The organism is Paenibacillus faecis (genome assembly GCF_008084145.1).
Lineage (GTDB): Bacteria > Bacillota > Bacilli > Paenibacillales > Paenibacillaceae > Fontibacillus > Fontibacillus faecis.
Genome location: NZ_VSDO01000001.1, coordinates 1 through 23,370 on the forward strand (window position 1 = coordinate 1; position 23,370 = coordinate 23,370).

At 53.1% G+C, this 23,370-nt stretch carries 21 protein-coding genes and 1 rRNA gene; 7 read left to right on the forward strand and 15 right to left on the reverse strand.

The genetic code is table 11. From position 1 onward, the window contains the following. The 6 genes from FRY98_RS00005 to FRY98_RS00030 all read right to left on the reverse strand — a co-directional run. Positions 1-72 (reverse strand): 16S ribosomal RNA (locus tag FRY98_RS00005); the annotation flags it as partial. A gap of 399 nt (positions 73-471) precedes the next feature. Further along, positions 472-1,425, reverse strand: coding sequence for an NAD-dependent epimerase/dehydratase family protein (locus tag FRY98_RS00010; protein WP_148449543.1), 954 nt, complete (start codon positions 1,423-1,425; stop codon positions 472-474). 79 nt (positions 1,426-1,504) lie between these two features. After that, positions 1,505-2,029: a TetR/AcrR family transcriptional regulator gene (locus FRY98_RS00015; RefSeq protein ID WP_148449544.1), complete on the reverse strand. Its 525-nt coding sequence runs from the start codon at positions 2,027-2,029 to the stop codon at positions 1,505-1,507. A gap of 205 nt (positions 2,030-2,234) precedes the next feature. Then, positions 2,235-2,660, reverse strand: coding sequence for a VOC family protein (locus FRY98_RS00020; protein ID WP_148449545.1), 426 nt, complete (start codon positions 2,658-2,660; stop codon positions 2,235-2,237). 45 nt (positions 2,661-2,705) lie between these two features. Further along, positions 2,706-2,975, reverse strand: a complete 270-nt coding sequence (locus FRY98_RS00025; RefSeq protein WP_148449546.1) for a hypothetical protein — start codon at positions 2,973-2,975, stop codon at positions 2,706-2,708. A 76-nt stretch (positions 2,976-3,051) separates the two neighbouring features. After that, complete coding sequence (locus tag FRY98_RS00030; protein WP_148451125.1) at positions 3,052-3,852, reverse strand: sulfite exporter TauE/SafE family protein; 801 nt, start codon at positions 3,850-3,852, stop codon at positions 3,052-3,054. Positions 3,853-3,939: 87 nt separating this feature from the next. Here FRY98_RS00030 and FRY98_RS00035 point away from each other — a divergent pair, with 87 nt between their 5' ends. From FRY98_RS00035 to FRY98_RS00050, 4 genes are all read left to right on the forward strand, one after another. Continuing rightward, a complete protein-coding gene (locus FRY98_RS00035) occupies positions 3,940-4,125 on the forward strand; it encodes a hypothetical protein (RefSeq protein WP_148449547.1) in 186 nt (61 codons plus the stop codon). An 83-nt stretch (positions 4,126-4,208) separates the two neighbouring features. Beyond that, the gene (locus FRY98_RS00040) at positions 4,209-5,441 is read left to right on the forward strand and encodes an aminopeptidase (protein ID WP_148449548.1); all 1,233 of its coding nucleotides are present in this window, start codon (positions 4,209-4,211) and stop codon (positions 5,439-5,441) included. A 169-nt stretch (positions 5,442-5,610) separates the two neighbouring features. After that, the gene (locus tag FRY98_RS00045; RefSeq protein ID WP_148449549.1) at positions 5,611-6,663 is read left to right on the forward strand and encodes a glycosyltransferase family 2 protein; all 1,053 of its coding nucleotides are present in this window, start codon (positions 5,611-5,613) and stop codon (positions 6,661-6,663) included. 14 nt (positions 6,664-6,677) lie between these two features. After that, positions 6,678-6,929: a glycosyltransferase family protein gene (locus FRY98_RS00050; RefSeq protein ID WP_148449550.1), complete on the forward strand. Its 252-nt coding sequence runs from the start codon at positions 6,678-6,680 to the stop codon at positions 6,927-6,929. 20 nt (positions 6,930-6,949) lie between these two features. Here the strand turns inward: FRY98_RS00050 and FRY98_RS00055 are convergent, their stop codons facing one another. Both FRY98_RS00055 and FRY98_RS00060 read right to left on the reverse strand, forming a co-directional pair. After that, a complete protein-coding gene (locus FRY98_RS00055; RefSeq protein WP_148449551.1) occupies positions 6,950-7,150 on the reverse strand; it encodes a hypothetical protein in 201 nt (66 codons plus the stop codon). 29 nt (positions 7,151-7,179) lie between these two features. Next, the gene (locus FRY98_RS00060; protein ID WP_148449552.1) at positions 7,180-7,911 is read right to left on the reverse strand and encodes a hypothetical protein; all 732 of its coding nucleotides are present in this window, start codon (positions 7,909-7,911) and stop codon (positions 7,180-7,182) included. Between the two features lie 212 nt (positions 7,912-8,123). Between FRY98_RS00060 and FRY98_RS00065 the strand changes: the two genes are divergently transcribed. Further along, on the forward strand, positions 8,124-10,682 hold the full coding sequence (locus FRY98_RS00065; protein WP_148449553.1) for a glycosyltransferase: 2,559 nt from the start codon (positions 8,124-8,126) through the stop codon (positions 10,680-10,682). 79 nt (positions 10,683-10,761) lie between these two features. On the opposite strand, the gene FRY98_RS00070 is transcribed toward FRY98_RS00065, so the two are convergent. The 7 genes from FRY98_RS00070 to FRY98_RS00100 all read right to left on the reverse strand — a co-directional run bounded on the left by FRY98_RS00070 (position 10,762) and on the right by FRY98_RS00100 (position 18,200). Next, entirely contained in the window at positions 10,762-11,526 is a 765-nt protein-coding gene (locus FRY98_RS00070; RefSeq protein WP_225040907.1) for a glycosyltransferase, read from the reverse strand. 23 nt (positions 11,527-11,549) lie between these two features. Beyond that, on the reverse strand, positions 11,550-12,245 hold the full coding sequence (locus FRY98_RS00075) for a galactosyltransferase-related protein (protein WP_148449554.1): 696 nt from the start codon (positions 12,243-12,245) through the stop codon (positions 11,550-11,552). Positions 12,246-12,263: 18 nt separating this feature from the next. Then, complete coding sequence (locus tag FRY98_RS00080) at positions 12,264-13,373, reverse strand: class I SAM-dependent methyltransferase (RefSeq protein ID WP_249043302.1); 1,110 nt, start codon at positions 13,371-13,373, stop codon at positions 12,264-12,266. Positions 13,374-13,415: 42 nt separating this feature from the next. Beyond that, positions 13,416-14,357, reverse strand: coding sequence for a glycosyltransferase family 4 protein (locus FRY98_RS00085; RefSeq protein WP_148449556.1), 942 nt, complete (start codon positions 14,355-14,357; stop codon positions 13,416-13,418). A 414-nt stretch (positions 14,358-14,771) separates the two neighbouring features. Continuing rightward, positions 14,772-16,175, reverse strand: coding sequence for a protoporphyrinogen oxidase (gene hemG, locus FRY98_RS00090; RefSeq protein ID WP_148449557.1), 1,404 nt, complete (start codon positions 16,173-16,175; stop codon positions 14,772-14,774). 113 nt (positions 16,176-16,288) lie between these two features. Continuing rightward, positions 16,289-17,053: a MerR family transcriptional regulator gene (locus tag FRY98_RS00095; protein WP_148449558.1), complete on the reverse strand. Its 765-nt coding sequence runs from the start codon at positions 17,051-17,053 to the stop codon at positions 16,289-16,291. A 166-nt stretch (positions 17,054-17,219) separates the two neighbouring features. After that, entirely contained in the window at positions 17,220-18,200 is a 981-nt protein-coding gene (locus tag FRY98_RS00100) for an aldo/keto reductase (RefSeq protein WP_148449559.1), read from the reverse strand. Positions 18,201-18,355: 155 nt separating this feature from the next. Here FRY98_RS00100 and FRY98_RS00105 point away from each other — a divergent pair, with 155 nt between their 5' ends. Both FRY98_RS00105 and FRY98_RS00110 read left to right on the forward strand, forming a co-directional pair. Next, positions 18,356-21,682, forward strand: coding sequence for a DEAD/DEAH box helicase (locus tag FRY98_RS00105; protein ID WP_148449560.1), 3,327 nt, complete (start codon positions 18,356-18,358; stop codon positions 21,680-21,682). An 825-nt stretch (positions 21,683-22,507) separates the two neighbouring features. Continuing rightward, positions 22,508-23,359 carry an AraC family transcriptional regulator gene (locus FRY98_RS00110; protein WP_148449561.1) on the forward strand — a complete coding sequence of 284 codons (852 nt, stop codon included), beginning with the start codon at positions 22,508-22,510 and terminating at the stop codon, positions 23,357-23,359. Positions 23,360-23,370: the final 11 nt, after the last annotated feature.

The window sequence follows — 23,370 nt, forward strand, 5'->3', positions numbered from 1 at the left end:
ACTCCGCTCGACTTGCATGTATTAGGCACGCCGCCAGCGTTCGTCCTGAGCCAGGATCAAACTCTCCAATAAAGTGTTTGACTTGCTCATTTAAAAAACTGACGAGAATTTTAATTCTCATTTAATACTCACTCGTTGTTCAGTTTTCAAAGATCAACTTCGTTCATTTCGTTATCGCCTCATCAGCGGCAACTTTTATATCTTATCACATCAGCAAACCTGATTGCAAGAACTAATTCTTACCAGTTTGCTTACCGTGCCGCCGTCGAAGCGGCCGGAGTAATAATATATCATATTCCGCAACCACCTACAAGTGATAACTTTTTCCAGAAGGTTCAGTTTCGATGCTTCAAATCGTTCCTAAAAGCTTCGCCACAACCGACCGGACACTTATCTTACCACGAACAAAAAAGGATATCCATATATAAAGATATCCAAGGAAAATGATTCATAATTTACCGCGTTTGTTTTTTACAACTGCTCCTGTAGCGCCACAATGGTATCGCGAATCGCTTTTTCGTGAGGGGTCCAAACGAGAGGTCCGATATGCTTTTCATATTTTTCCCCGCTCAGGACAAACGGCTCTTCCGTCAAATAAAGCATCTCAACAACCTCTTTCATCACCGGATTAAACCACCCCGCCAGGGTCAGGCTAATCCTCCCCATCGGAACCACCGATTTTTTTCGTCCGCTGGCGTTCTGGGCGAATCCGACCAGCTCGCGCCCCGAAAGCAGCCCCGGTCCGGGAATGTGCCAGTTTTGTCCGTAAGAGGCATCCCGCTCCGCAATATTTACGATCATGTTAGCCGCGTCGGGCAGGTAAACATATTCCCGAGGGACCTTCATGTTACCGATAAAAACGGTACCCTTACCGGCCGCAATGGCCTGCATGGTTAAGGAAAGATATGAAGCTTGAGCTGTGGGCCCGTAATAATCGGGCAGCCGGACGATCAGCGGGCGAGCTTTTTCCCAACGTGAACTTAGAATCATCTTCTCATAGGCTAGACGGGTCTTCCCCTTGCGGGTATGCGGATTTTTGGGGTGTTCTTCCGTCGCTTTTTCCACGGTTCTTCTGCCGTAAGGGTATATCCCGTCGACAACCACCACTTTAGCCTCCAGACGTTCGGCGGACTGCATTACCGCTTCGCCCAAAGGCAGCAGGCGGGTCTCCATCTCATGATAGGGGATGTTGGCACTATGAAAAATAATATCCGCCCCGTCGGCAGCCTTCACGATGTCCTCCGTCCGAAACGCATCCCCAGTATACAAACTCAACAAAGGGGTAGGACCGATCTCTTGTTCGAGTCTCTTCAATTTCTCCATCGATCTCCCGAACGCAATAGTTTCTACTCCCCGTTTGACCAACTCGGCGGTTAATGGATGGCCTACGCCCCCGGTCGCACCCAATACAATCGCTTTTTTCATCTTAACATTACTCCCTTCAATTGATATATAATTTTTGTTAGTGATTGATCAATCACAAATTCTTTTAAAAAAGATCCCCTCAACCAAGATCTTTTTTCATCAGCTGCGGAAGATCCAAAGCCATCGTCAAATTACACAACAAGCCTCTGGCCATAAAATTTTCGGTTCGCCATTGCGGCTGCTCGATTCCCGCTTCTTCAAACGCACGCAAAACTATGTGATGGATTTCCGCCATCCCTTTACGCATCGCTTCGCGGATCGGTTCCTCCTGAATCGTCTGCGCCTGCATCTGGAGCAGGATCTCATTCCGATGTCTCTCCATAATTCCTTCATAGTCCCGGATTAAGCCTGCCTCCAAATGCTCTTTACCCGCCGATTGAATGGTACGCTCAAAAGCCTGCTGTATCCTTTGAAATGAAACTTCCAACGCGGCGACCATCAACGTCTCCTTATTAAAAAAACGGAAAACATACGGCTGCGAAATCTCCGCCCGTTCCGCCACTTGCGCGGTGGTTGCCCGGTAATACCCGATTTCCGCAAATACTTCAATCGCTGCGTTAACAATGTCGGTGCGCCGATTGGCCGAGGCCGCTCTCTTTGCCATGGTTTGGTACCTCCTTCATTCCTGAGTTAATGCAACTCGCCGGAATTGTTATTGATTGACCAATCACTAATTTTGATTTTATATTACCTGATCCTTCCTCCCTAAGCAACTCTTTTTTTCAATAAAAAGCATAAAACGCAAAAAATCCGCGTTACCCGCGGATTTTTCGGACAGTTTGTCCTACAGTCCCCTCTTGCTTCAAGTCCTATTGCGGACTCTTGGTAAAGATTTGGAACAGTACGCCGAACTTATCGGTAACCATGGCGTAGCCCGGACTGAAAAACGTTTGCTGCAGCGGCATCTCCACCTCTCCGCCTTCTTGAAGCGCGTTAAAGATCCGTTCGGACTCCGCATAATCATCCGTTGTTATACAGATGGAAAGCATGCTTCCTTTTTGCGGGGGATTGCCGGGAAAAGAGTCGGAGAACATCAGGACCGAGTCTCCTACCTTTAAGGTCGCATGCGAAATGCGTTCCTTCACTTCCTCCGGCAGCGGGAACTCGGGATTTTCCGGCATCTCACCAAAGCTTTGGATGAAAAGCACCTCGGCTTTCAGCGCTTGTATATAGAAGGCAATCGCTTCCCTCGCACTACCATCCATGGTTAAATAGGAATTCAACTGTAGAGCCATGAATTTCACACTCCTTCATTTAAGGTATCCACGGCTATCATACATTTATTTAAACTGATTTTCCACATGTTCCAAATCCGCGCGGTCTTGCTCCAGACTTTCCTTCGCCCGATCGATCGGTTCCTGGTTCATGCGTCCCTCGGCTTGTGCGATGGCGTTTTCCGCCTTTTTAATCGCGTTGCGGGCGTTTTGAATCGTCTCCTCTCTCGGATGGGACTGTGCCTGATTTACAGCGCGACGCACATTTTCGACGGATTCCTGAGCCTGCGAAATCGGGTTCTGCGATTGCAAACTGGAAAAGGGATTTTCTTTCATTATAGCCTCCTAAGGATATGGATTTGGTTCATCCTGTAATCCTAATTTGAAGCAAACCGGCGCGGATTATACCCTTTTAAAAAAGAACGGAGGACCACACTTTTACGGCGGTGACGGCGATGATGGCCACCAAGCCGTACCGAAGGACGCCGGTATCCATTTTGGCCGCAACCCGGGAGCCGAGCGGCGCCCCGATCAAACAGCCGATAACCGAAAATACGGTGGGCAGGACCGGGATTCCGCCCGCCGCTAGCTTTCCGGCAACTCCGCCTACGGCCGACAACAAGACAATCGCCAACGAGGAGGCTATCGCTGTCCGTACCGGTATGTTCAGAACGGTCAGCATAATCGGAATGAGCAGGAACGCCCCGCCGGCCCCCACGATCCCCGAGGCAATCCCGACGAGAAAGGCCAGAACCATGGCTACATATGCGGGAAAATCCGCGTTTTCCCCGATCTCCGGAGCGTTTCCCCTCGGTGGGACCAACATCAAGGCCATAGCCAAAATTGCAAGTATGCCATAGGTTAGATTAATAAGATTCCCGGCAACAAAACCGGAGGCTAGTCCGCCCAGCAAACTTCCGGCCAGTATGCTCGTTCCCATATAAATTACAAGTTTTCGGTGAACTCCCGGAGACTCCGGCTTCTTTCTACGCGTTAGTTGCACAGCAAAAACTCCTGACAAGGCGGAAAAGAACACCTGAAACATACTGATCGCCGAAACTTCCAGCGTGGTAAACCCGGCAAGCCCCAGAGCCGGAGGTACAAAAAGCAGCAAAGGATAATTGATGATCGCCCCGCCGATCCCGAACATGCCCGCCAGAAACGATCCCGCCACTCCAAGCAGAACCATGACAAGTAGTAATAAAATGCTGATCACGTCCCTTATAAAAGCCATATACGAACCGAATCGAATCCGTTATAATAATACCAAGTAAATTAATCAGAAAAGAGGAATTAACGGATGTCCGGTCTGTTCAAAAAATGGTTTGCCCCCAAATGTCCCGTATGCCAAAAACCGCTCGCCGCAGACCGGGAACCCGTATGCCACGTCAAAAAATGCCCGGACGGCCATTACCGTGAGGAAAGTTACTACACGCTCGGTGTCCGGGTTACCTACCATTATAACTCCAATGAACAACGGGAGTAATTCCTGAATGCCCTATTTTGCTACGCCTCTCCCCTTTCCTATATAATGGATTGGATAGAAGAATTATCGGGGAGGACACATCTGTGAAGAATTTTGAAGTTTTACTGGAGAAATACGCCGAACTGGTTGTAAAAGTGGGCGTGAATATACAGCCCGGTCAGGTTTTGATTGTTCAAGCACCGTTGGAGACCGTTGAATTTACCCGCCTGGTCGTCGCCAAAGCCTATGAATCCGGGGCAAAATACGTCCAGGTGGAATGGGATGACGAGGCAATTACCAAAATGCGTTACGAGAAAGCGCCTGACGATTCCTTCGGCTACTATCCGAAATGGCAGGCGGACATGGTTGAACAATTGGCCGAGGGAGGCGGCGCTTTGCTGAACATCAAGGTTCCCGACCCGATGCTGCTCAGCGGCGTGGACGGCAGCAAAGTCGCTGCAGCCGTAAAAGCAGCGGCGGTGGCTCGCGAGAAATTCCAGGGCTATATCCGAACCAACAAAATCAGCTGGTCGCTGATCAAAGCTCCGACTCGGGCCTGGGCCAACAAGGTGTTCGCCGACCTGCCCGAAAACGAACGGATTGAGGCGATGTGGGAAGCGATCTTCCGGATGAACCGTGTCAGCGAAAACGAAAATCCCATTGAGGCTTGGCGAAGACATATTGCCGAACTTAAGGAAAGACAGGAGTATATGAACAAAAAGCGGTATAAGAGCCTGCATTACCGCGCGCCGGGAACGGACCTGAAGGTCGAACTGCCCGAAGGACATCTATGGCTTGGCGGAGGAGACCATAACGAATCCGGCGTATACTTCGTGGCCAACATGCCTACGGAGGAAATTTATTCGATGCCGCTCAGAACCGGAGTAAACGGGACGGTGACGAGCACGCTCCCGCTGAATTTAAACGGACGGTTGGTTGAAGGCATTCGCTTGACCTTCAAGGACGGTAAGGTCACGGAATATGATGCCGAAACCGGGCGTGAGCATCTAACCGCCCTCTTGGCTACGGACGACGGCGCCTCCTATCTGGGCGAAGTGGCCCTGGTGCCCCATCATTCCCCGATTTCTTTAATGAACCGGGTTTTCTACAATACGGGGATCGACGAGAACGCCTCTTGCCACTTTGCCTTAGGGAGCTCCTACCCCGTCAATATCAAGGGGGGGACAAAGCTCACCAAAGAAGAACTGCTGCAAAAAGGGGCCAATGTCAGTTTGACTCACGTCGACTTCATGATTGGATCGGCCGAGCTTGAGATCGACGGCGAACTTCAAGACGGTACGATCGAGCCTGTATTCCGCAAAGGAAACTGGGCATAATGCTTTAGCCGCTGCTCTAACCAAAAAAGATCATGTAACGCCTGATCCCTAAGATTAGCGTTAATCATGATCTTTTTTTTAGGTTGAATCCCGAATTAAACCGGTTGGGGCGGGGGCATCCCTGTCGATATATGCATATCCTGAAAAAAACAATACAAAGGTGACATCGATGCTGGCGTTTATATTAGCGAGAGATACACCGCCTTATCTATATCGGCAGACCGAACGTTCCCTGCTCTCTGTTCTGCCCGGGATCAAGATTATCGTCATCTCGACGGTTCAAGGCGGGGACTGCGGGGAACAAATCAACAACGCCTTGGCCGCATCCGGCGAAGACTGGTTCCTTACGTTCATTGCCGGAGAAATCGTCAAGCCGGCGTTGGCCGGACAATTGGAACACTGGCTCCGTACCGTTCATAGCGATACGGCGGGAGCGGTTCTGGACGATGCTTCAGGAAGCCCCTCGAGTTTCCTTCCGGAAGCATCCGTTCCCCGCGGTCCTGTACTTTGGCGAAAAGAAGCGGTTTGGAGCGGCCATTTCCCCGGATTTCCAACCCGGTCCGAATGCCCGTTCGATCAGTATCTTTTCATCGATAAGCAGCATCAAGTTTCCCAAAAATGGAAATGGCGGCCGCTCCGCGAAGAGCTCTTGATCCCGAGTCCATTGCCGCCGCCTCCTTGGCTTAAAGAGCCCGAAACGCGAAAATGGATTCTCCCGCTCCTGCTCGCTAATGATCACGACGATGAGACGGTGGGCCACGACTCCCACCGCCAACCCCCGCGAATCAGTATCGTCATCTCCTCCTATAATGACGGTGCCTATTTGCCTTGGTCCGTACGTTCCGTGCTGGCCCAATCCTTCTCGGAATGGGAGCTGATCCTCGTGGATGACGGATCGACCGATGATACGGCTCAAATCATCCAGCGGCTTTCCGGGATCACCTCGCGGATTCGCGGGCTTACATTGCCCGAAAATCGAGGTAAGTCGCATGCGCTGAATCAAGCTCTCCGAGAAGCTCGAGGAGAATGGGTTCTTGAACTGGACGCCGACGATTGGCTTGCGCCCGGGTGCTGCGCCGAATTGCTTGAAGGAGCCGAAGCGATGCCGGACGCTGCCGTCGTTTGGGCGCAGCATGTACAATGGCAGGAGCGGGCGAACAAACAGCTGGTGCTTCGTTCCGTTTCCCGGCAAGCTCCCGTCATGAGCCCGAAGATCTGTTGATCCGGGCGGAACCTTTGGCTCCGCGACTGCTCAAAACCGCGATGTTAAGAGAGCTCGGAGGCTGGAACACGGCAGCCCCGTTTGCCGGACGACTTTACGAAGATCTGGAGCTGCTCCTTCGCATCGTGCGGCAATCTCCAGTTTCCTTTGTCCCCAAACCTCTTTATCACAGACGGATTAGAAGAGGGAGCATTACGCATCGGCAGCGGCAAGAGACCTACATTAAATGGGAGTCCTGGATGCGGGATAAGTTGGACTTCTATTAGTGGAATAAGCTCTTTATGCACTACTGCGGAATCCGCACGAAAATCACATTGTTCGAGACCACGGTGACCTGACGAGGCTCGGGAATATAATTGGAGCTCTCGGCCTGGACGACAAACGTCTCGTCGAAAACATTCAGAATCTGACCCTGCAAAAATTGGTTGGTGAAGATCACCTCAATTGATCTTCCGATAAATGCACTTAACCTTTGTTCGAAATCCATTCGCTTTACGCCCTCCTCTATTTCACCACTTAAGATACCGATAAAACTTGATCAAACGGAATGAGAACAATGCTGCCGTCCGGTTCCACAATTTCGATATAGTCCAACCCGATCGCCACCAAGGTACCGAAAATCGGGCCGGCGGCGGTGTCGATCGTTATGCTTGTATTTAACAAAGGAGTCAGCAAAGTAATGAGCCCCTCGTATTCTTCCTCTGGCCCCGTATATTGTTGAACCTGCTGTCTCAAGGCGTTGATGTTGGAAAAAGCGTCATCGATTTGCCGCTGCTGCGAATTAACTTGCCGAAGGATGCCGTCGACTAATTGATGCAATGCGGTAATCCGGGCATTTGCGTTTTCCAGTGAGTCTTGAGCGCCGCCTCCTCCACGTGTTAAGCTATCGTTCGTTTTTCCCGTATGTTGAACGGCGTTTCCGCCGGTAGTCGTCCCCGCTCCGGTTCCTGCTCCTGTGCCCGGTGCCTGTGCTGGAGGAGACGGCGGCTGCGGTTTGGCCGCGGTTTGGGCCGCCAACTGGCTGACCTGCGTTTGCAAGGTGTTCACCCGGACGTTCAGTTCACTCACATTTCCGTTAAGTTGACCGACCTGCAACTTTAGGCGAATAAATTTGCGCTTTAGACTATGACGAACTTTGCCGCGTTTCCCCGTCCATATCCCCAGTTTGGGTTTACGCTTCAATATCCGTCTCTTGTGTTCCGGTTTTCCGTAATCCGAAACATGCGTTTTCCCCCATAACACTCTCACGTTTCCTACCTCCTCACTTTGATACGGTAACTTATGTCATTCGCCTCCGTACGGCAACCTATCTTGGCAAAGATAAGGAAAAGGCCTAAGCGCGAAGTGAATTGCGGGGAGTGAATTGCCGGATATTTTAGGCAGGCGGGCTTTCGCCCCATGCGGAGACTCCGCTTCCCTCATAATTTAACTTAGACATTGGTTTAGGGAGGAGAGCTCTGTTGAATACAAAAGAAACTCGCATCGGCGAACCGGTTCGAAACCAACTTTCCATGAAAGCCGGGATATCGGCGCACTTAAGGGCAGGAGCCGGAGAAATACTTCCGCGGGAGACCGTCCCGCACGCCGTCCCTCCGGCAATATCTCCCCCTTTATCCGGGAACCGCGGCGGTACAACTAGCGAGCTGTATGATGTTTTTCGCTTCCCGGTGATTGATTGGCATTTCCGATGGCAGCGTCCGCAGCAGATATCCCGACAGTTTGCCAACCAGGGGCATCGCGTTTTTTACGTCACGACGGAAATGATTCCGCTCCCTTTGGAAGCCGTAACCAAAGAGGAACTCGCACGCTATGTCAAAATCAAAAAAATCGCGCCGAGAGTGTGGAACGTAACCCTTTGCTCCCACGCCAGACTCAACCTGTATCAGGACCAAATGAGTCCAAGGGACGTGGATTTTTTGCGTCTGTCCGTCGAAGTCGTCAAGGAGAAGTTCGGCATCACCGAGATGGTGTCCATCGTGGATCTTCCGTTTTGGTTACCGCTCGTTGAAAATTTGACGCAGCACACGACCGTTTATGATTGCATGGACGACCATGAGGGGTTCTCCACAAACGCTGCTTCCATGCTGCAACTAGAGGAAAGAATGATCCGCCGCGCCGACTTGGTGCTTGCCTCCTCTCAAGGACTTCTGGAGAAGCTTCAAAGTCTCCGTCCCGATGCGTCCCTGCTTCGCAATGCGGCGGATGTCGGCCATTTTGCCCAGACGGCCCAGGTTCCGACGGCTGCCGAACTGGAAGAGATCCGCGGCCCGGTGATCGGCTACTACGGCGCCATCTCCGACTGGTTTGACATCGATCTGATTCGGGAATTGGCGGAAAAAAGAAAAGATTGGACTTTCATCCTCATCGGGCATACCTTCGGCTGCGATATTTCAAAAGTGGAGCGTTTGAAGAATGTTTTGCTGCTCGGCGAAAAACCTTATGACCAACTCCCCGGGTATCTGCGCCGATTCGATGTTGCGATGATCCCTTTTAAACAGAACCGTCTGACGAAGGCGACCAACCCGGTCAAGCTTTATGAATATCTGGCGGCAGGCAAACCGGTCGTTTCCACGGAACTGCCCGAGGTCGCTGCGGTGTCCCCCCAACTCGTCGAGATGGCTGCGGACCCGGTCTCTTTCGAGCAGGCCATTCAAACCGCATTGAGAAACAAAACCGCCGAACGGGAGAAGGAGTGCCGGGAGTTTGCCCGCAGGCATTCCTGGGAGCAGCGTTACGCGGACATTCACGAACTCATCGTTCAACAAATGTATCCCAAAGTTAGCGTCATTGTCGTGACCCACAACAATTGGTCGTATACCCAGCAGTGTTTGCGCAGCCTTCTCCGCCCCGGACATTATCCCAATCTGGAGATCGTCGTGGTTGACAACGCCTCCACCGATCAAACTGCCCAGCGATTGGGAGGGATTCGGGACCGCCGAATTAAAATCATACTTTCGAAGCGGAATTTGGGCTTCGCCGCGGGAAATTCCCGGGGAATCGAGCTGGCGACGGGAAAATACTACATTTTGCTCAATAACGATACGATCGTCCCGGATGGCACTTGGATTACCCGCCTCCTCCGTCCACTGCGGGAACATCCCGACGTCGGAATGACCGGGCCGATGTCCAACTTTGTCGGCAATGACCAGGCGCTGGACCATTTCGTGGGGAACCCGGCCTCCGGAGCCCATCCCGATTGGCTTCAGGATTTTTACCGCTTTAACCAGGGACGCGCAAGAGCCACCGATTTGCTGGGATTTTTTTGCGTGGCTATGAAACGGGAGGTTTGGGAGAAGGTCGGTCCGCTGGATACCGGCTACGGCATCGGGATGTTCGAAGATGACGATTACTGCGAGCGGGTGCGGGCCGCCGGATATCGTCTGGTTGTGGTGGAGGATGCCTTTGTGTATCACCACGGGAGCGCCACCATGCGGAAAATGCAGCCGGATGTCTATAACGAACTTTGGGAGAAAAACAAAAGCTATTTCGAGCGGAAATGGGGCAAAGCCTGGCGGACTCCTTCGCGGCCAGACAACCTCTTCGCTTTGACGGAAACTCCCGGTCAGACAGCGGAACGAATCCGTGAGGCCGGCGTCCCCTGCATTCTGATTTTAGGTGAAAATAAATGGACGGCGCAGGCCGCGCGATGGCAATACCTCGTCAGGGAGCTCGCTTCGAGTCAAAACTGTCTCCTGATTATTAACACCCTCCGCCATTATAACCGGTCTATCATGGGCTTTCGAAAAGGCGGGCATCTGCTTTATTTGACGAACCGGATGGATTTGCTGGCGGAAGCGAACCTGGACGCCGTGATCTACTGCGGCGAGCCGGCACCGATCCCCGTTAGAGCCAAACGTCTTATCGCCGACAGCTTCGCCTATCCCGAAGACCGGCTCGGACTACTCTCCGCCGCCCTGCCCGACTTGGAGCGATGGGTGTTCCGCGATCCGGCCGATTTTGCCCGACGGCTAAAGGAGGAAGCGCTCGAATTCCGCCCCTTGGTTCAAAGCTCCAGCTAAATGCGAAAACCCTCCGGCGCGTTTATTTGCCAAAACGGCAATCCTATACGCTGGAGGGCTTTACTCTCTTTCGATTCGATTAGCTATCGTGGACCGACTGCTGCAAATAACGCCGAATCACAGCCGGGTGCTCCCCTTTAAATTCCGTGGTGGCAATCGTATACTCGGGATGGGCGTAATTCCAATCCGCTTCGCCCTGATTCTCATGCAGATTGACGTCGCCGCGCCGGTTATCGTTAAACTTGATTTTTTTCCCCAAGGCGTAATGGTAATGGTAAATGGGGATTTCGACCCTGCCTCGCGGAATCTGCCAAATGCTTTGGCCTCCGGGTCCCTCAAGCGTACAATGGTGCTTCTCGTCGCGGTAACGGATGCCGATGCCGGAACGCCACATCCGGGTAATATCATTCGACCATCTTTCATCCCCGGGACTGTTCACGCGCAGCGTCTGGGGATCTCCCCAGAAATTCACGAAGGGAAACTGGTAGATATGCACCTCCTGGCGGCTCATCAATTCCGGAAGTGCTTCCTTAAACCGGTCATCCACGATTTCATCGATATCCAAATTCATGATCCAGTCTCCGGTGGCCTGATCGATCAAAAAATTGCGCACCCGCGATTCATCCCAATCTTCCGTATAAGGAAGACCGGTTTGCGGCATAGCGAACAATTCGATCGGATAACTCCGTTGTTGAAAGCTTTCAATAATGTCAAGCGTGCCGTCCGTGCTGCCTCCGTCGACCATAATGATCTCATCGGCATAAGCGCCCACGCTCTCCAAATACAGCGGAACGAACGTAGCTTCATTCAGGACAGGAACAATCACCGATAATTTCATTCCCATCTTCCCCATCTGCTCCTTTTCTTCTACATGTTTTTGCGTTTCTCCTCAAGCAGCAGGCGCATCTCCCTCTCATTCCCCCACGCGGCTTTATAACGCAAGTAAAGCTTGTAGTTCTCGTCATAGTGCGGATTCCCGCCGGGGCCGACAAAGGGATGCCAGAAATGAAACAATTCCCCTTCCAGGCGTATGTGTTTGCCTACCATAGTATCCACGGAGTAGGCAAACGCTTCATCCTCACCGCCCCAACCGATAAAGCGCTCATCATAACCGCCAACGCTTTCAAAGGATTGCCTCAGCAGCACGTTCATCCCGCCTACGAAATAAGACGCTTCGGCCGGTTTTGTATCGGGTTGAACCGGCAGCGGCCAACTGCCGCTCCCTTCCAGTACGAGCCGATGCGAAACGTCTTTGGACAGACGGTTGATTCGCGCAAACGGAATGACCCAACGGTCCGCACTCAGGAGCTGCACAGATTGAAGCAGAAGCTCGGGATTATAGACAAGGTCGTTGTCCGCGATGACAAAAACACGTCCTTTGGCTTGAGAAGCGGCGCGATTGATCGCCTTTGATCTGCTGAAAGGTTCATCCAAGTCTTCGCCGATGCATAACTGCGCCCCCGGCAGCATGCGTTCATAGAACCGCCTGACATATTGAAAGGCCTGATCTCTAGGCCCGTCATCCGGCTTATACGGCATCAGTACGGATACATCCTGAAACATATGTCCATCCCTCCAAACTTATCTCGGCCGCTTCAGAAAGACACCGAGTTCGCGGTACTTTCCCGTTCCGAACGTATCCGCCAGCTTTACGTACTCTTCAAACCCCGTATGCTTGAACAACAGGGATTTCTCCTCTTCGATCCGGTCACCGGATTCCCAGAACAGCAATCCATGAACCGCACAATCTAGCGTACTAAGAAATCGTTCGCTGAGGCCGGAATCCCCCATTAAGTGGTAAAATACCGTATGCAGAATCCCGATTTCGTATCCCTGAAGTCCGACGAGACGCTCGAATGGTTCGCGAACCAGTTCAAATTCAGCCCGCTCCAACCGGTTCAACCGCATCAGCAATTCCGCATGCAGCGGGTCGGGCTCAATGCCGGTCACCTGAGCGCCTTCACGCGTGAAGTGACGGGCATAATAACCGATATTGCAGCCGATATCAAGCACCTTCGTTCGTTTCAAGTCCCGGGAGCCCAGGTACTCCAGAATTACATCCAGCCTGGTTTTATAAAATTCATCCCGCTCGCTTCTCTTTCCGTAGAAATGGGGATGCAGGATCGGCGTATAAATGAGATTCCTTTGCTGCAAAGCTACCATCTGCACCGTGTCTTCCAGTGCCTCGGGGTTCAGCCAGGTTTCATAATCCGCACGGGTCATCCGGACCGGGATTCGCCTTAAACCGGAACAATACAGAAAAACAGCCCGATGATGACCGTCTTGAATATTAAATCTCCCCGGCGTACGATAGGTAACGAGCGGAGGATTCTCCGTGAAATAGCCCGGGTCGTTTTGCAGATAGGAGCGCATATTTACGTATTCCATCCGCTTCTGATTTAGCAGGCCTTCCCGGTCCATCGGCGGCGCGACGCCTCTAAGGTGGTGAATGCGCTCGTACCAAGCCAAATAGGGTTCGGGTGAGGCTCCGGACTCGCCGTAAAAATAGCGGAACAACTCTCGATGAGGCTCCATCCGCATCAACGAGATGTCGGAATGGAGTTTATGGTGGGTAAACCACTCTTCCGTAAAAGAGGGGATCGTGTACTCTTTTTTCGCCGTGCGTACATCCACATCCGTAAACACCAGCTCGATAGGTACCTCGGTCGTAACGTATTGTTCGGCAGTCAATGTCATCCTCCCCGTTTCCATATAGTAATACGCCGTAATTCGTCATAAACCGAACAGGACCCGGATCCATCGGGCTGCCCCCTGATCAATTCTCCAATGGTCTTCGATCTGTTGCCGGCATCGTAAACCCAGGTTTTGCAGAGCCGTTCTCTCCTTTTTATACCGGTCAATTGTCCCGATGTAAGCCTCCGGGCTGTCGCTGCGAAGGATCAGTTCGTGAGCGGCGGAAGGCGCGGCTTCCCGGATGTAACCGACATCCGTGGAAAGGACCGGCTTGCCGCAGGCAAACGCCTCCAGCGCCGTGGCCCCGCCTCCCTCGTTCGAGGACGTGATCAGAAGAAGATCGATGGAATGATAAAAGGAAGGCATATCCTCATGGGCATACCGGCCCGGGGTATCCAAAAACCGCACCATGGCATCCCGCTCAAAATGGCGGCGAATGGGGACGAACAAAGTATCGTAATTCTTGGACCGTTTGTTCCGATCTCCCGCCCACCCGACAACCAGAGGTTCGTCCGAAGATCTCGGACGCTCGTCGGGACGAAACAGGCCATGGTCCACAAAATGACCGATATACTCAATATCAGCCCGAGGCGCCAGTTGCTTCAACTTCTCCGCGAGCCTGTGGTTCATGCTGCCGATCTTGGAAATTCTCGGGATCACCAGCCGCAAAAATTCCGGATCCGGAATCAGTTCATCCTGCCACTCCCGATAAGTTTCGTAGTTTTTACTGAAGTAGTAATAAGAGACGGCTGCGGAGGAATCGATACGCACATGTTTAAAGATGGCGTACGCGGCGATCCCGAGACACATCGCGGAAATCGTCCGATACTCCGCATTTAAAGCGGCACTGCCCTTTTCCCGGAGATAATCGTCCAGTTCCCTGGCGGACATGATATCGAGGGCGGGATGATGCCGCTGGATCGTTTTTGCCGTTTTTCCGAGTATCCACCACTCCACGTCATACAAAAGCAGGTCTTTCATATCCCTAGACGCTCACCTCCCGCTTCGCCTGTACCGCCATATTTGATCATATTCGAGCTTGCCCCGCCAAGTTACGGGGGCGGCGAAATTGATGAAATAGCCTCGTCCTGCGCGATCGCCCAAACATGAAGAAGACTCCGCGATTGAAAACCGCAGAGTCCTCTGTTGTGGGAAGCGATATTTAAATGTTAAGCAATCTTCCAAAGGCTAGGGTATTCTACCCGACAAGAAACGAAGCAGTTTCTTTCGTCTCTTCCTTTTTGCAAGAGAGTTCATGGTAAATCAACTGCCTTTCCGGATCGACATGGAACATGACATCCGTCTGGTGTTTTCCTTTTACCACTTCCCACTTGTTATTACTTTACCCCGCCCCAGGCGGATGAAACGGGAATATCGATATTTCCATAAAAAATTTCAGACCGTCCCCCGTTCAGCCATCCGTCCGGCGATTTCACCGGCGATTTGTTTCCCGTTGGCAATGCAATCTGGAATGCCGACCCCGTAATAAGAGCATCCCGCCAAGTAAACGCCGGGATAGGCGGTGGCGATTTTTCGCTCCAGCGACTGTACCAGCTCGTGGTGCCGAATATGGTAATTCGGCATGGCATCCAGCCATTTGGTTACGATGTGGGTAACCGGCTCGCTGCGAATACCCAAGCTGGCGGCCACATCTTTAAGAGCCGTGTCCAGAAGTTCATCCTCCGAAAGACTTTGAAGCCATTCGAAGGACGGTCCGGAACTTTTGTAAAACAACCGGACCAGCAGACGGCCGTCCCTTGACGTATGCTTCCATTTCCGGCTGGTCCATGTGCAGGCATCACAAACGACATCCGGAGATTGCGACACGATAAAGCCGGTTCCGTCGACCTTCAATTCCCCGTCGGGGAGATCGAAGCCCAAATAGACACTAATCATGGAACTGCTGCGCATTCCGGAAAAATCCTCGTCAAGCAGGCCATCCTTGAGTAAAGCCTGAGCCGCGGTGTGCGGCGTGGCGACCACAACAAAATCGGCTTCCCTCTCGCTCCCGTCCGAAAGCCGGAGCTGATAGCGGCCCCCGGCACGGGAAATCGCTTGCGCCGAAATCCCCTTCAGCAGTTCCACATCCTCCAGCTTGTCTTCGATCCGATCCACCAACGCGGAAACGCCGTCCCGAAAGGAGAAGAATTTCCTGTCCCCGCTTCCCTTAAAGGTCTGACGGTTTTCGGCCAGGCCTTTCATGATGCTGCCGTACTCGTTCTTATAATCCAGGAGGTAGGGCAAAGTGGAAGCCAGCGTGAGTTCGCTCAGCTTACCGGAATACACCCCGGATAACACCGGCGCGATTTGTTTCTCCACCATTTCCTTGCCCAGGAAGGCTTCCAGAAAACTCCCCACCGAGTCGTTTTTCGTAAACGTCTCATTCGGGGTGTAAAAATCTTTCAACGCTTCAACCTTGCCTTCCGCCGAGATCAGCTCGCTATTGGCCAGTGCTTCCAGGCTGAGCGGTATCCCGAAGACCGCTTCCTCCGGAATCAGCTTCAATCGGCCTTCGGTATAAATGTAAGATTTGCCCGTAGCATTATAGACAACTTCTTCAGCCAGGCCCAGATCTTCCACAAGAGGGGCCGTATTTGTCTTCCGGGCGACGATCGAATCGGCGCCGGCTTCCATAAAAAAACCGTTTTGGCGTACCGTATGAATCTTCCCGCCGAGCCGTTCACTGGCTTCGATCAATACAACCCGGGCTTCAAGCCCCAGGGAACGTATGTCTTTCTGTAAATAATAAGCCGCGGACAGACCGGTAATTCCGCCGCCGATGATCACGACCGTTTTCAATGGACTTCCACCTCGATTAGAGAACTCTTTCACAATCCAACTAATATCATAACCCAAAGGAGGAGGCGGAAACAATGATATCGCGAATAATCGGTCGGCGGTTCAGCAAATCGTCAGTTTTTCGCTCCGGTGTAAATGAGTACGGCGTCGCGCAGAAACTCGGCCGTTCCGGAACCCTGATTGTCGTAATACGCTTTAAAACGCTCGTCGGCCACGTACATTTCAACCAATCCGGCATGCGCTTCCGGGGAATAAGAGTCCCAGAAAAAGGTAAGCCAACGTTTATGCAAATCCGCCGCTTTTTGCGCCGCCTCGCCTGCCGGATCCCCGGCCTCCATTCCCGCTTGCAGGGCCGAGAACATCTCCCGCTCCAGACGCTGCAATTCATGATGCTCCTCTTCCGTCATGTTCAATACCTTGGCGTTTGAACGGTTCATCGTATCCACGCCGTATTTCTCGCGGATTTCCTCGCCGTATTTCCTTTCATTATCCTCAACCAGCTTCTTCTTGAAGCCCTCGAATTTTTCCCGATCCGTCATCTTGAATCTCCCTTCCTTCATCGCAATCGTTTTATCCACATTGGCAATCAACGCGTCGAGTTGCTGTCTTCGTTCCAGGAGTCGTTCACGGTGCTCGATCAGAGCGCGGGTCCCGTCAAAGGAGGGGTCATTGACAATGGATCCGATCTGTTCCAGGGAAAAACCGAGCTCCCGGTAGAACAAAATCTGCTGCAGCCGATCCACTTCCTCCCGACCGTATATCCGGTATCCCGACGAATTGATTCTGGCCGGCCTAAGAATGCCGATTTCATCATAATACCTTAAGGTCCGGGTGCTGACTCCCGCTAACTGCCCGAGCTTCTGAATGGTGTATTCCATGTGATCTCCTCCCGACAAATTCAATGTACACTTTAACGTTACGTGAAGGTCAACCTATTTTCCAACTTTTTAGGCATGAAGGCAAAAAAAGAAGTCCTTCCCGCATCCAAGAGGATGCCGGGAAGAACCTCCGACGGGCACAAGTGCCGTCTTACGGGATGGCCGCCTACCAGGCGTAAGCTTGCGGCGCTTCCCCGCCCGGCCCCGGAAAGATTTCATCCAGCCGCCGGAGCTCCGCATCGCCCAGTTGGATGTCCGCTACCCGCAGCGCGGACTCCAGCTGCTCCAGCGTCCGCGGGCCGATGATCGGCGCGGTCATGGCCGGACGCGTGAGCGTCCAGGCCAGCGCCACATTGGCCTCGCTTTCGCCGAGCTCGCGGCAAAACCGCTCGAACGCCTCCAACTGCCCGCGATGCTTCTCCACGCGGGCGGGATCGTTCGCGCGCTTCGAGCCCGGCACCGGGCGCAGCGCATGCCCGCTCAGCAGGCCGCCGTCCAGCGGGCTCCAGGCGATCACGCCGATGCCCTGCTCCTCGGCGGCCGGAAGCACTTCCAGCTCCGGCAATCTGCAGAGCAGGCTGAATTTGTGCTGCTCGGACACCAGTCCGAGCATGCCTTTCGCCTTCGCTTCGTACTGCGCCTTCACCAGGTCTCGGCCGGCGAAATTGCTGGAGCCGACGTACCCGATTTTTCCCTGGTACAAAGCTACGTTAAAGCCTTCCCACAGTTCGTCCCATGACACGTTGCGATCCACATGGTGCATTTGATACAGCTCGATGTGATCCGTCTGCAGCCGCCGGAGCGAACCCTCCAAATGGCGGCGCATCTTATAGGCGGACAGCCCGGGTGCTTTGTTGGGCCCGTCGTTCGGGTCGGCCATCTCCCCGTGAAACTTGGTGGCCAGAACGACTTTCTCTCTCCGGCCCCCGCCTTGGGCGAACCATTTTCCGATGATTTCCTCGGTTCTGCCCGCGTTTTCGCCCCACCCATAGATGTTGGCCGTATCGAAAAAATTAATCCCCGCGTCTACCGCGGCATCCATGATTTTAAACGCTTCGCGCTCTTCCGTGTCCACCCCGAAATTCATCGTCCCCAAGCAAAGGCGGCTCACTTTTAAGCCCGAACGCCCCAAATAGCTGTATTTCATGTTTTTTCACTCCTCATCATTTTATAACGAAAACATAATGCCTATACCGCCGTTCTACATCGGACAAACTGTTAGTATCACCACCCTTCCATCTCGCGGCGTTTCTGGTAATATGAAATAGTGTCTAAATTACTGGTTTTAAGGAGGGTACGCCTGTGAGCTCACCCTTAACCGAGCGGCTGATCAAACTGCTGTGCGGCCGCATCGCGTACGATCGCGGCGAGGCCTACTTCCGGCAGAAGAGAGTCTCCTTCACCCATACCGAACCGGAGACCGGTCATTATCAGGCCATCGTCCGCGGAACCGACAGTTACCGCGTGTTCGTTCATATCGACCTGAACGGCGATGTGTCCGCCGAATGCCAATGTCCCGCTTACGCTTTATATAACAACCATTGCAAACATATCGCCGCCGTCCTGCTCGGCATCCGGGAGCAGCAAGCCGGCTCCCGGATGCCGGCGCGATCCGTTTCCCTGCTGCATCCCGAAGGCCGGCCTTCGGGCGGTACCTTCACCGGCTTGACGGAGCGGTACGACCCGTCCGGCCGCCGTTCCGGCGGCTCCTCCCGGGATGTGTGGTTAACCCGGGATGTGATGGGTCTGTTCGAGCAAGGCGGAGTGCGCAGGAAAACGGCGGGTTCCCGTTTTGACGCCCGAATCCAGCTGCAAGCCGAATTTATTCTCAAAACCTCGTATATCGGACCCAATCTGTACGTGTTCGGGGTCGAACTCAAGATCGGCGGTGGCAGGCTTTATATTGTCAAACATATCCGCGACTTTCTCGACCATCTTGAACGCGGGGAGAGCTATCCGTTCTCCGAACAGTTCAGTTATGACCCGGCGCAACATAGCTTCGAACCAAGCCAGGACGTCATCCTGCGCCAACTGATCGAGATATCGCGAAACGAGCGGCTTTACCAGGAAGAGGCCAGATGGAGCGGCGGAGCCGCAAGGCGCAACAAGGAGAACCGAACCCTGCTCCTGCCTCCCTACGCCTGGGCCGAGCTGCTCCGCGGCTTCCGGGCGTCCCCCTCGTCCGTCAAGCTGGATCCCGGACACGGAAAGCCCCGGCCGTTCGTGATTTCGGACGATCCGCTCCCGGTGAATTATAGATTCGATCGGGCCGAAGACGGCGGCTACCGCCTCGATGTCGAGGGGCTTGCCGATTTGAAAATCTTGGAAAGCTACGGACTGGTTCTCGCGGACGGCATCCTTCGGAATCTCCAGGTCGACCGATGCCGGCGCTTGCGGGAACTCAAAAACATGCTGGAGGCTTCCCGAAGGAATCATATCCATATCGCCGCCGAACAAATGGAACCGTTCATGCAGCGGGTTCTGCCGGGTTTGCAAAGGATGGGCTCCGTTCAAATCGCGGATGCCGTTACCGAGCGGATGGTGAGATCCCCGCTGAAAGCCCGGCTTTACCTGGATCGGGTTCGCAACCGGCTGCTGGCCGGATTGGAATTCCAGTACGGCGATATCGTACTCAACCCGCTCGAAAGCGGAACCGCCCGTGGCAGCGACCTCATTTTGATGCGCGACGAAGAGCAGGAAAGCCGGATCCTGCAAATGATGGATGAAAGCTCCTTCGTTAAAACGGAGAGCGGCTACTTTCTGGACGATGAAGATGCGGAATACGATTTCCTGGTGCATATCGTCCCCCGGCTCGAACAACTGCTTGAAGTATATGCCACCTCGGCGGTAAAGACCCGCATCGTACCGGTTTCCGCCCCGCCGAAGGTTTCGGTTCAACTGGGAGAGCGCACGGACTGGCTCGAGGTCTCCATTGATTTAAGCGGGATATCGGAACAGGAAATCCGGGGAGTGATTCAGGCCTTGGCCGTAAAAAGAAAATACTACCGGCTTCCCGAAGGCGCCTTGCTGCCGTTGGATCATGACAATTTCAAACAAATCGTCGCGCTGATGAACGATTTGGGGCCACACCTGATCGGCGAAGCCGGAAACGAATTTCGCGTCCCGGTGACCAAGGGCTTGCACCTGCTGGACGAGCACAAGTACGGCAGCTCCATCAAACTGGACAAGAACTTCCGTCTGCTCTTGCATCACATCAAAAATCCGGACAGTCTCGATTTCCCGGTTCCCCCGCAACTGTCGTCCGTGCTCCGCGATTATCAGGCTTACGGGTACCAGTGGATGAAAATGCTGGCCCATTACCGGTTCGGCGGCATTCTCGCCGATGACATGGGCCTTGGGAAAACCCTGCAAAGCATCGCTTTTCTCGTCTCGGTCCTTCCGGAAATTCGGGATCAACAGCAGCCGGCTCTCATCGTAGCTCCCGCCTCCCTCGTATATAACTGGAGGAACGAGCTGCGCAAATTCGCTCCGGACATCCGTTGCGAGGTAGCCGACGGGAGCAAAAGCGACAGGCTGGATGTACTTAAGCGAGCCGGGACAACCGACGTGCTGATCGTTTCCTACCCGGTCCTGCGCATGGATATTGAGCAGTTTGCCAAGCATGCGTTCCACAGCATGTTTCTCGATGAGGCGCAAACGTTCAAGAATTACGCTACTCAAACGGCGCAGGCAGTCAAAGCGCTGCAGGCCAAGCATCGCTTTGCCTTAACCGGAACGCCGGTGGAAAACAAACTGGAAGAGCTTTGGTCGATCTATGACGTCGTGTTCCCGTCCCTGTTCCAGAGCCGCCAGCAGTTTCACGAGTTAAGCCGGGAGCAGATCGCCAGAATGATCCGACCGTTCCTGCTCCGGCGTTTGAAAACCGATGTCCTGAAGGAGCTTCCCGAAAAAATTGAAACCGTGCAAACTTCGGAACTGCTTCCGGACCAGAAGAAGCTGTATGCCGCCCTTTTGGCCCAACTGCAGCAGGAAACCTTAAAACATCTGAACGAAGAGAGCTTCCAGAAGAACCGGATCCGTATCCTGGCCGGCCTGACCCGGCTCCGTCAGCTGTGCTGCCATCCCTCCTTGTTCGTCGAGGATTACGAAGGCGGCTCAGCCAAGTTCGAGCAGCTGCTGGAAATTACGGAAGAGTGTCTCGGCGCCGGCAGAAGGTTGCTGATCTTCTCGCAGTTTACCGAAATGCTCGGGATGATCGGCAAAGAATTGGGGTATCGCGGCGCTCCCTTTTTCTATCTGGACGGTAAAACGCCACCTGCCGAACGCGTCGAGCTATGTTCCCGTTTTAACGAAGGCGAGCGCGACATCTTCCTGATCTCCTTGAAAGCCGGAGGCACCGGGCTCAATCTGACCGGAGCCGATACCGTGATTCTTTACGATCTTTGGTGGAACCCGGCTGTCGAGCAGCAAGCGGCCGACCGGGCCCATCGCATGGGCCAGAAAAATGTCGTTCAAGTCATTCGGCTGATCACCGAAAATACGGTCGAAGAGAAAATGTACGAGCTTCAGCAGAAGAAAAGAGACCTCATCGACGAAGTGATCGAGCCCGGCCAGGAAGCCTTGTCCAGTCTCACGGAACAAGAAATCCGCGAAATCCTTATGATCTAGATCCTCCCCGGAGGATCTAAGGATCCATCGGATAACCTTGTTTTGCGTAAAATTTCTGCACGCTGCAACTCTAGGCCAAAAACCTATCCTAAGCCCATTTTCCTTTTGAAAACCGGGTAGGTGAACCGTGATAAAAGCCTTTTACGGCCTTTTACGGCCTTTTACGCCCCTATTTTGTCGAATTGGGCTTAGATCCGGGAATTAGCGGCATTTTAGGGCCCTATTTTAGGAAAAAGCGGGTCAAAACCTGATTATCGGCCCCTGAAGCAGGAAATAAGACCTTTTTTTACCGCTATTTTCTCAGTGGAGGCGAATCGGGCCGGAATAACGGCCCAAAATGCCGATATTGCAACGACAGCTAGGCTCTAATTCCTGCATTTCTGCATGTTTTTTTCTTGTTCGGAACAAAAATTCGAAAATTCCTGCAAATCTGCAGGAATTTTCGACAAAACGGGCTCGTTTCTCTAAAATCGCTAGAAATGCCTGCAGATTTGCATCTTTTTTCTCATTCCCTCGTCGATCGGGCCTAAATACCTGCAGATTTGCATCTTTTTGGAGTTGGAAGGGTTGAAAGTGCGCTAGGCACTTTACTCCCCTGATGGCATAGTCACCCCCATGACCCAGATCCTCCCCGGAGCGATCTTATTCATGTACCTCCGCATGACTCAGATCCTCCCCGGAGGATCTTTTTCGCATGTCATCATATTAATAAGAAAAACGTTTACATCCTGATTATACCGGGCAATAAGCCGATAAATAAATATCCGCATGTTGAATCTTCATGGCATAATGTAATTACACTTCAAGAACAGGAGCGTACAAATCATGACGACGCAATACGAGATAACTTACTGCTACCACGGCAAGCAGCACTGTGAGCGCGGATATTGCTGGGGCCCGGGCATCAAAGAGCAGTACAAGCTGCTGTTCATCCATGAGGGGAAGGGCCGGTACGACTTTAACGGTCACACCTACGAACTCGCAAAAGGAGCGGGATTTGCCGTTTATCCCGGGCAGATCTGCTGCATGCGGGCGGACGAAGCGGATCCTTGGGTTTATTCCTGGATCGCCTTCGAGGGGGAAGACGCGGAGACGATGCTCTCGGCTGCGGGATTATGCCGGGAGCGTCCCGTATTCGCCTGCTCCCGTCCCGCCTGGTTCGATACGTATTTGGACGAATTCGCGGCGGCCGCCGCCAGACCCGAGCCGATCTGCGGATTGGCCCTGCGCAGCGGGTTATACCGTTTTTTCGCCGACTGGTTGGGAGAAATGCTCTCGAGCGTCGGAAACGCCTCCCAACCGGCTTCCAAAACCCGCTATGTGGACCGGACGATCGAATATATCCGGATGAACTACTCCAATCCGGTCAGCATCACCGAGCTCGCCCGGATCATCGGGATCGACCGGGTTTACCTTTCCACCTTGTTCAAAGAAAGAATGAAGATATCGCCCCAGAAATATTTACTGCAATTTCGCATGAACAAAGCGAAGGAACTGCTGGAGTCGCTAAACCTGTCCATCGCCGATGTCGCTCGCTCCGTCGGCTACAGCGACCCGCTCCTCTTTTCAAAAATGTTTAAGCGTGTAACCGGCTTATCTCCGTCCCGGTATCGGGATGCCATGCTAGGCGTGACTCACGGGAACATTCCCGCAAATGCAAAGGAAGCCGGACGTTAGCGCCCGACTTC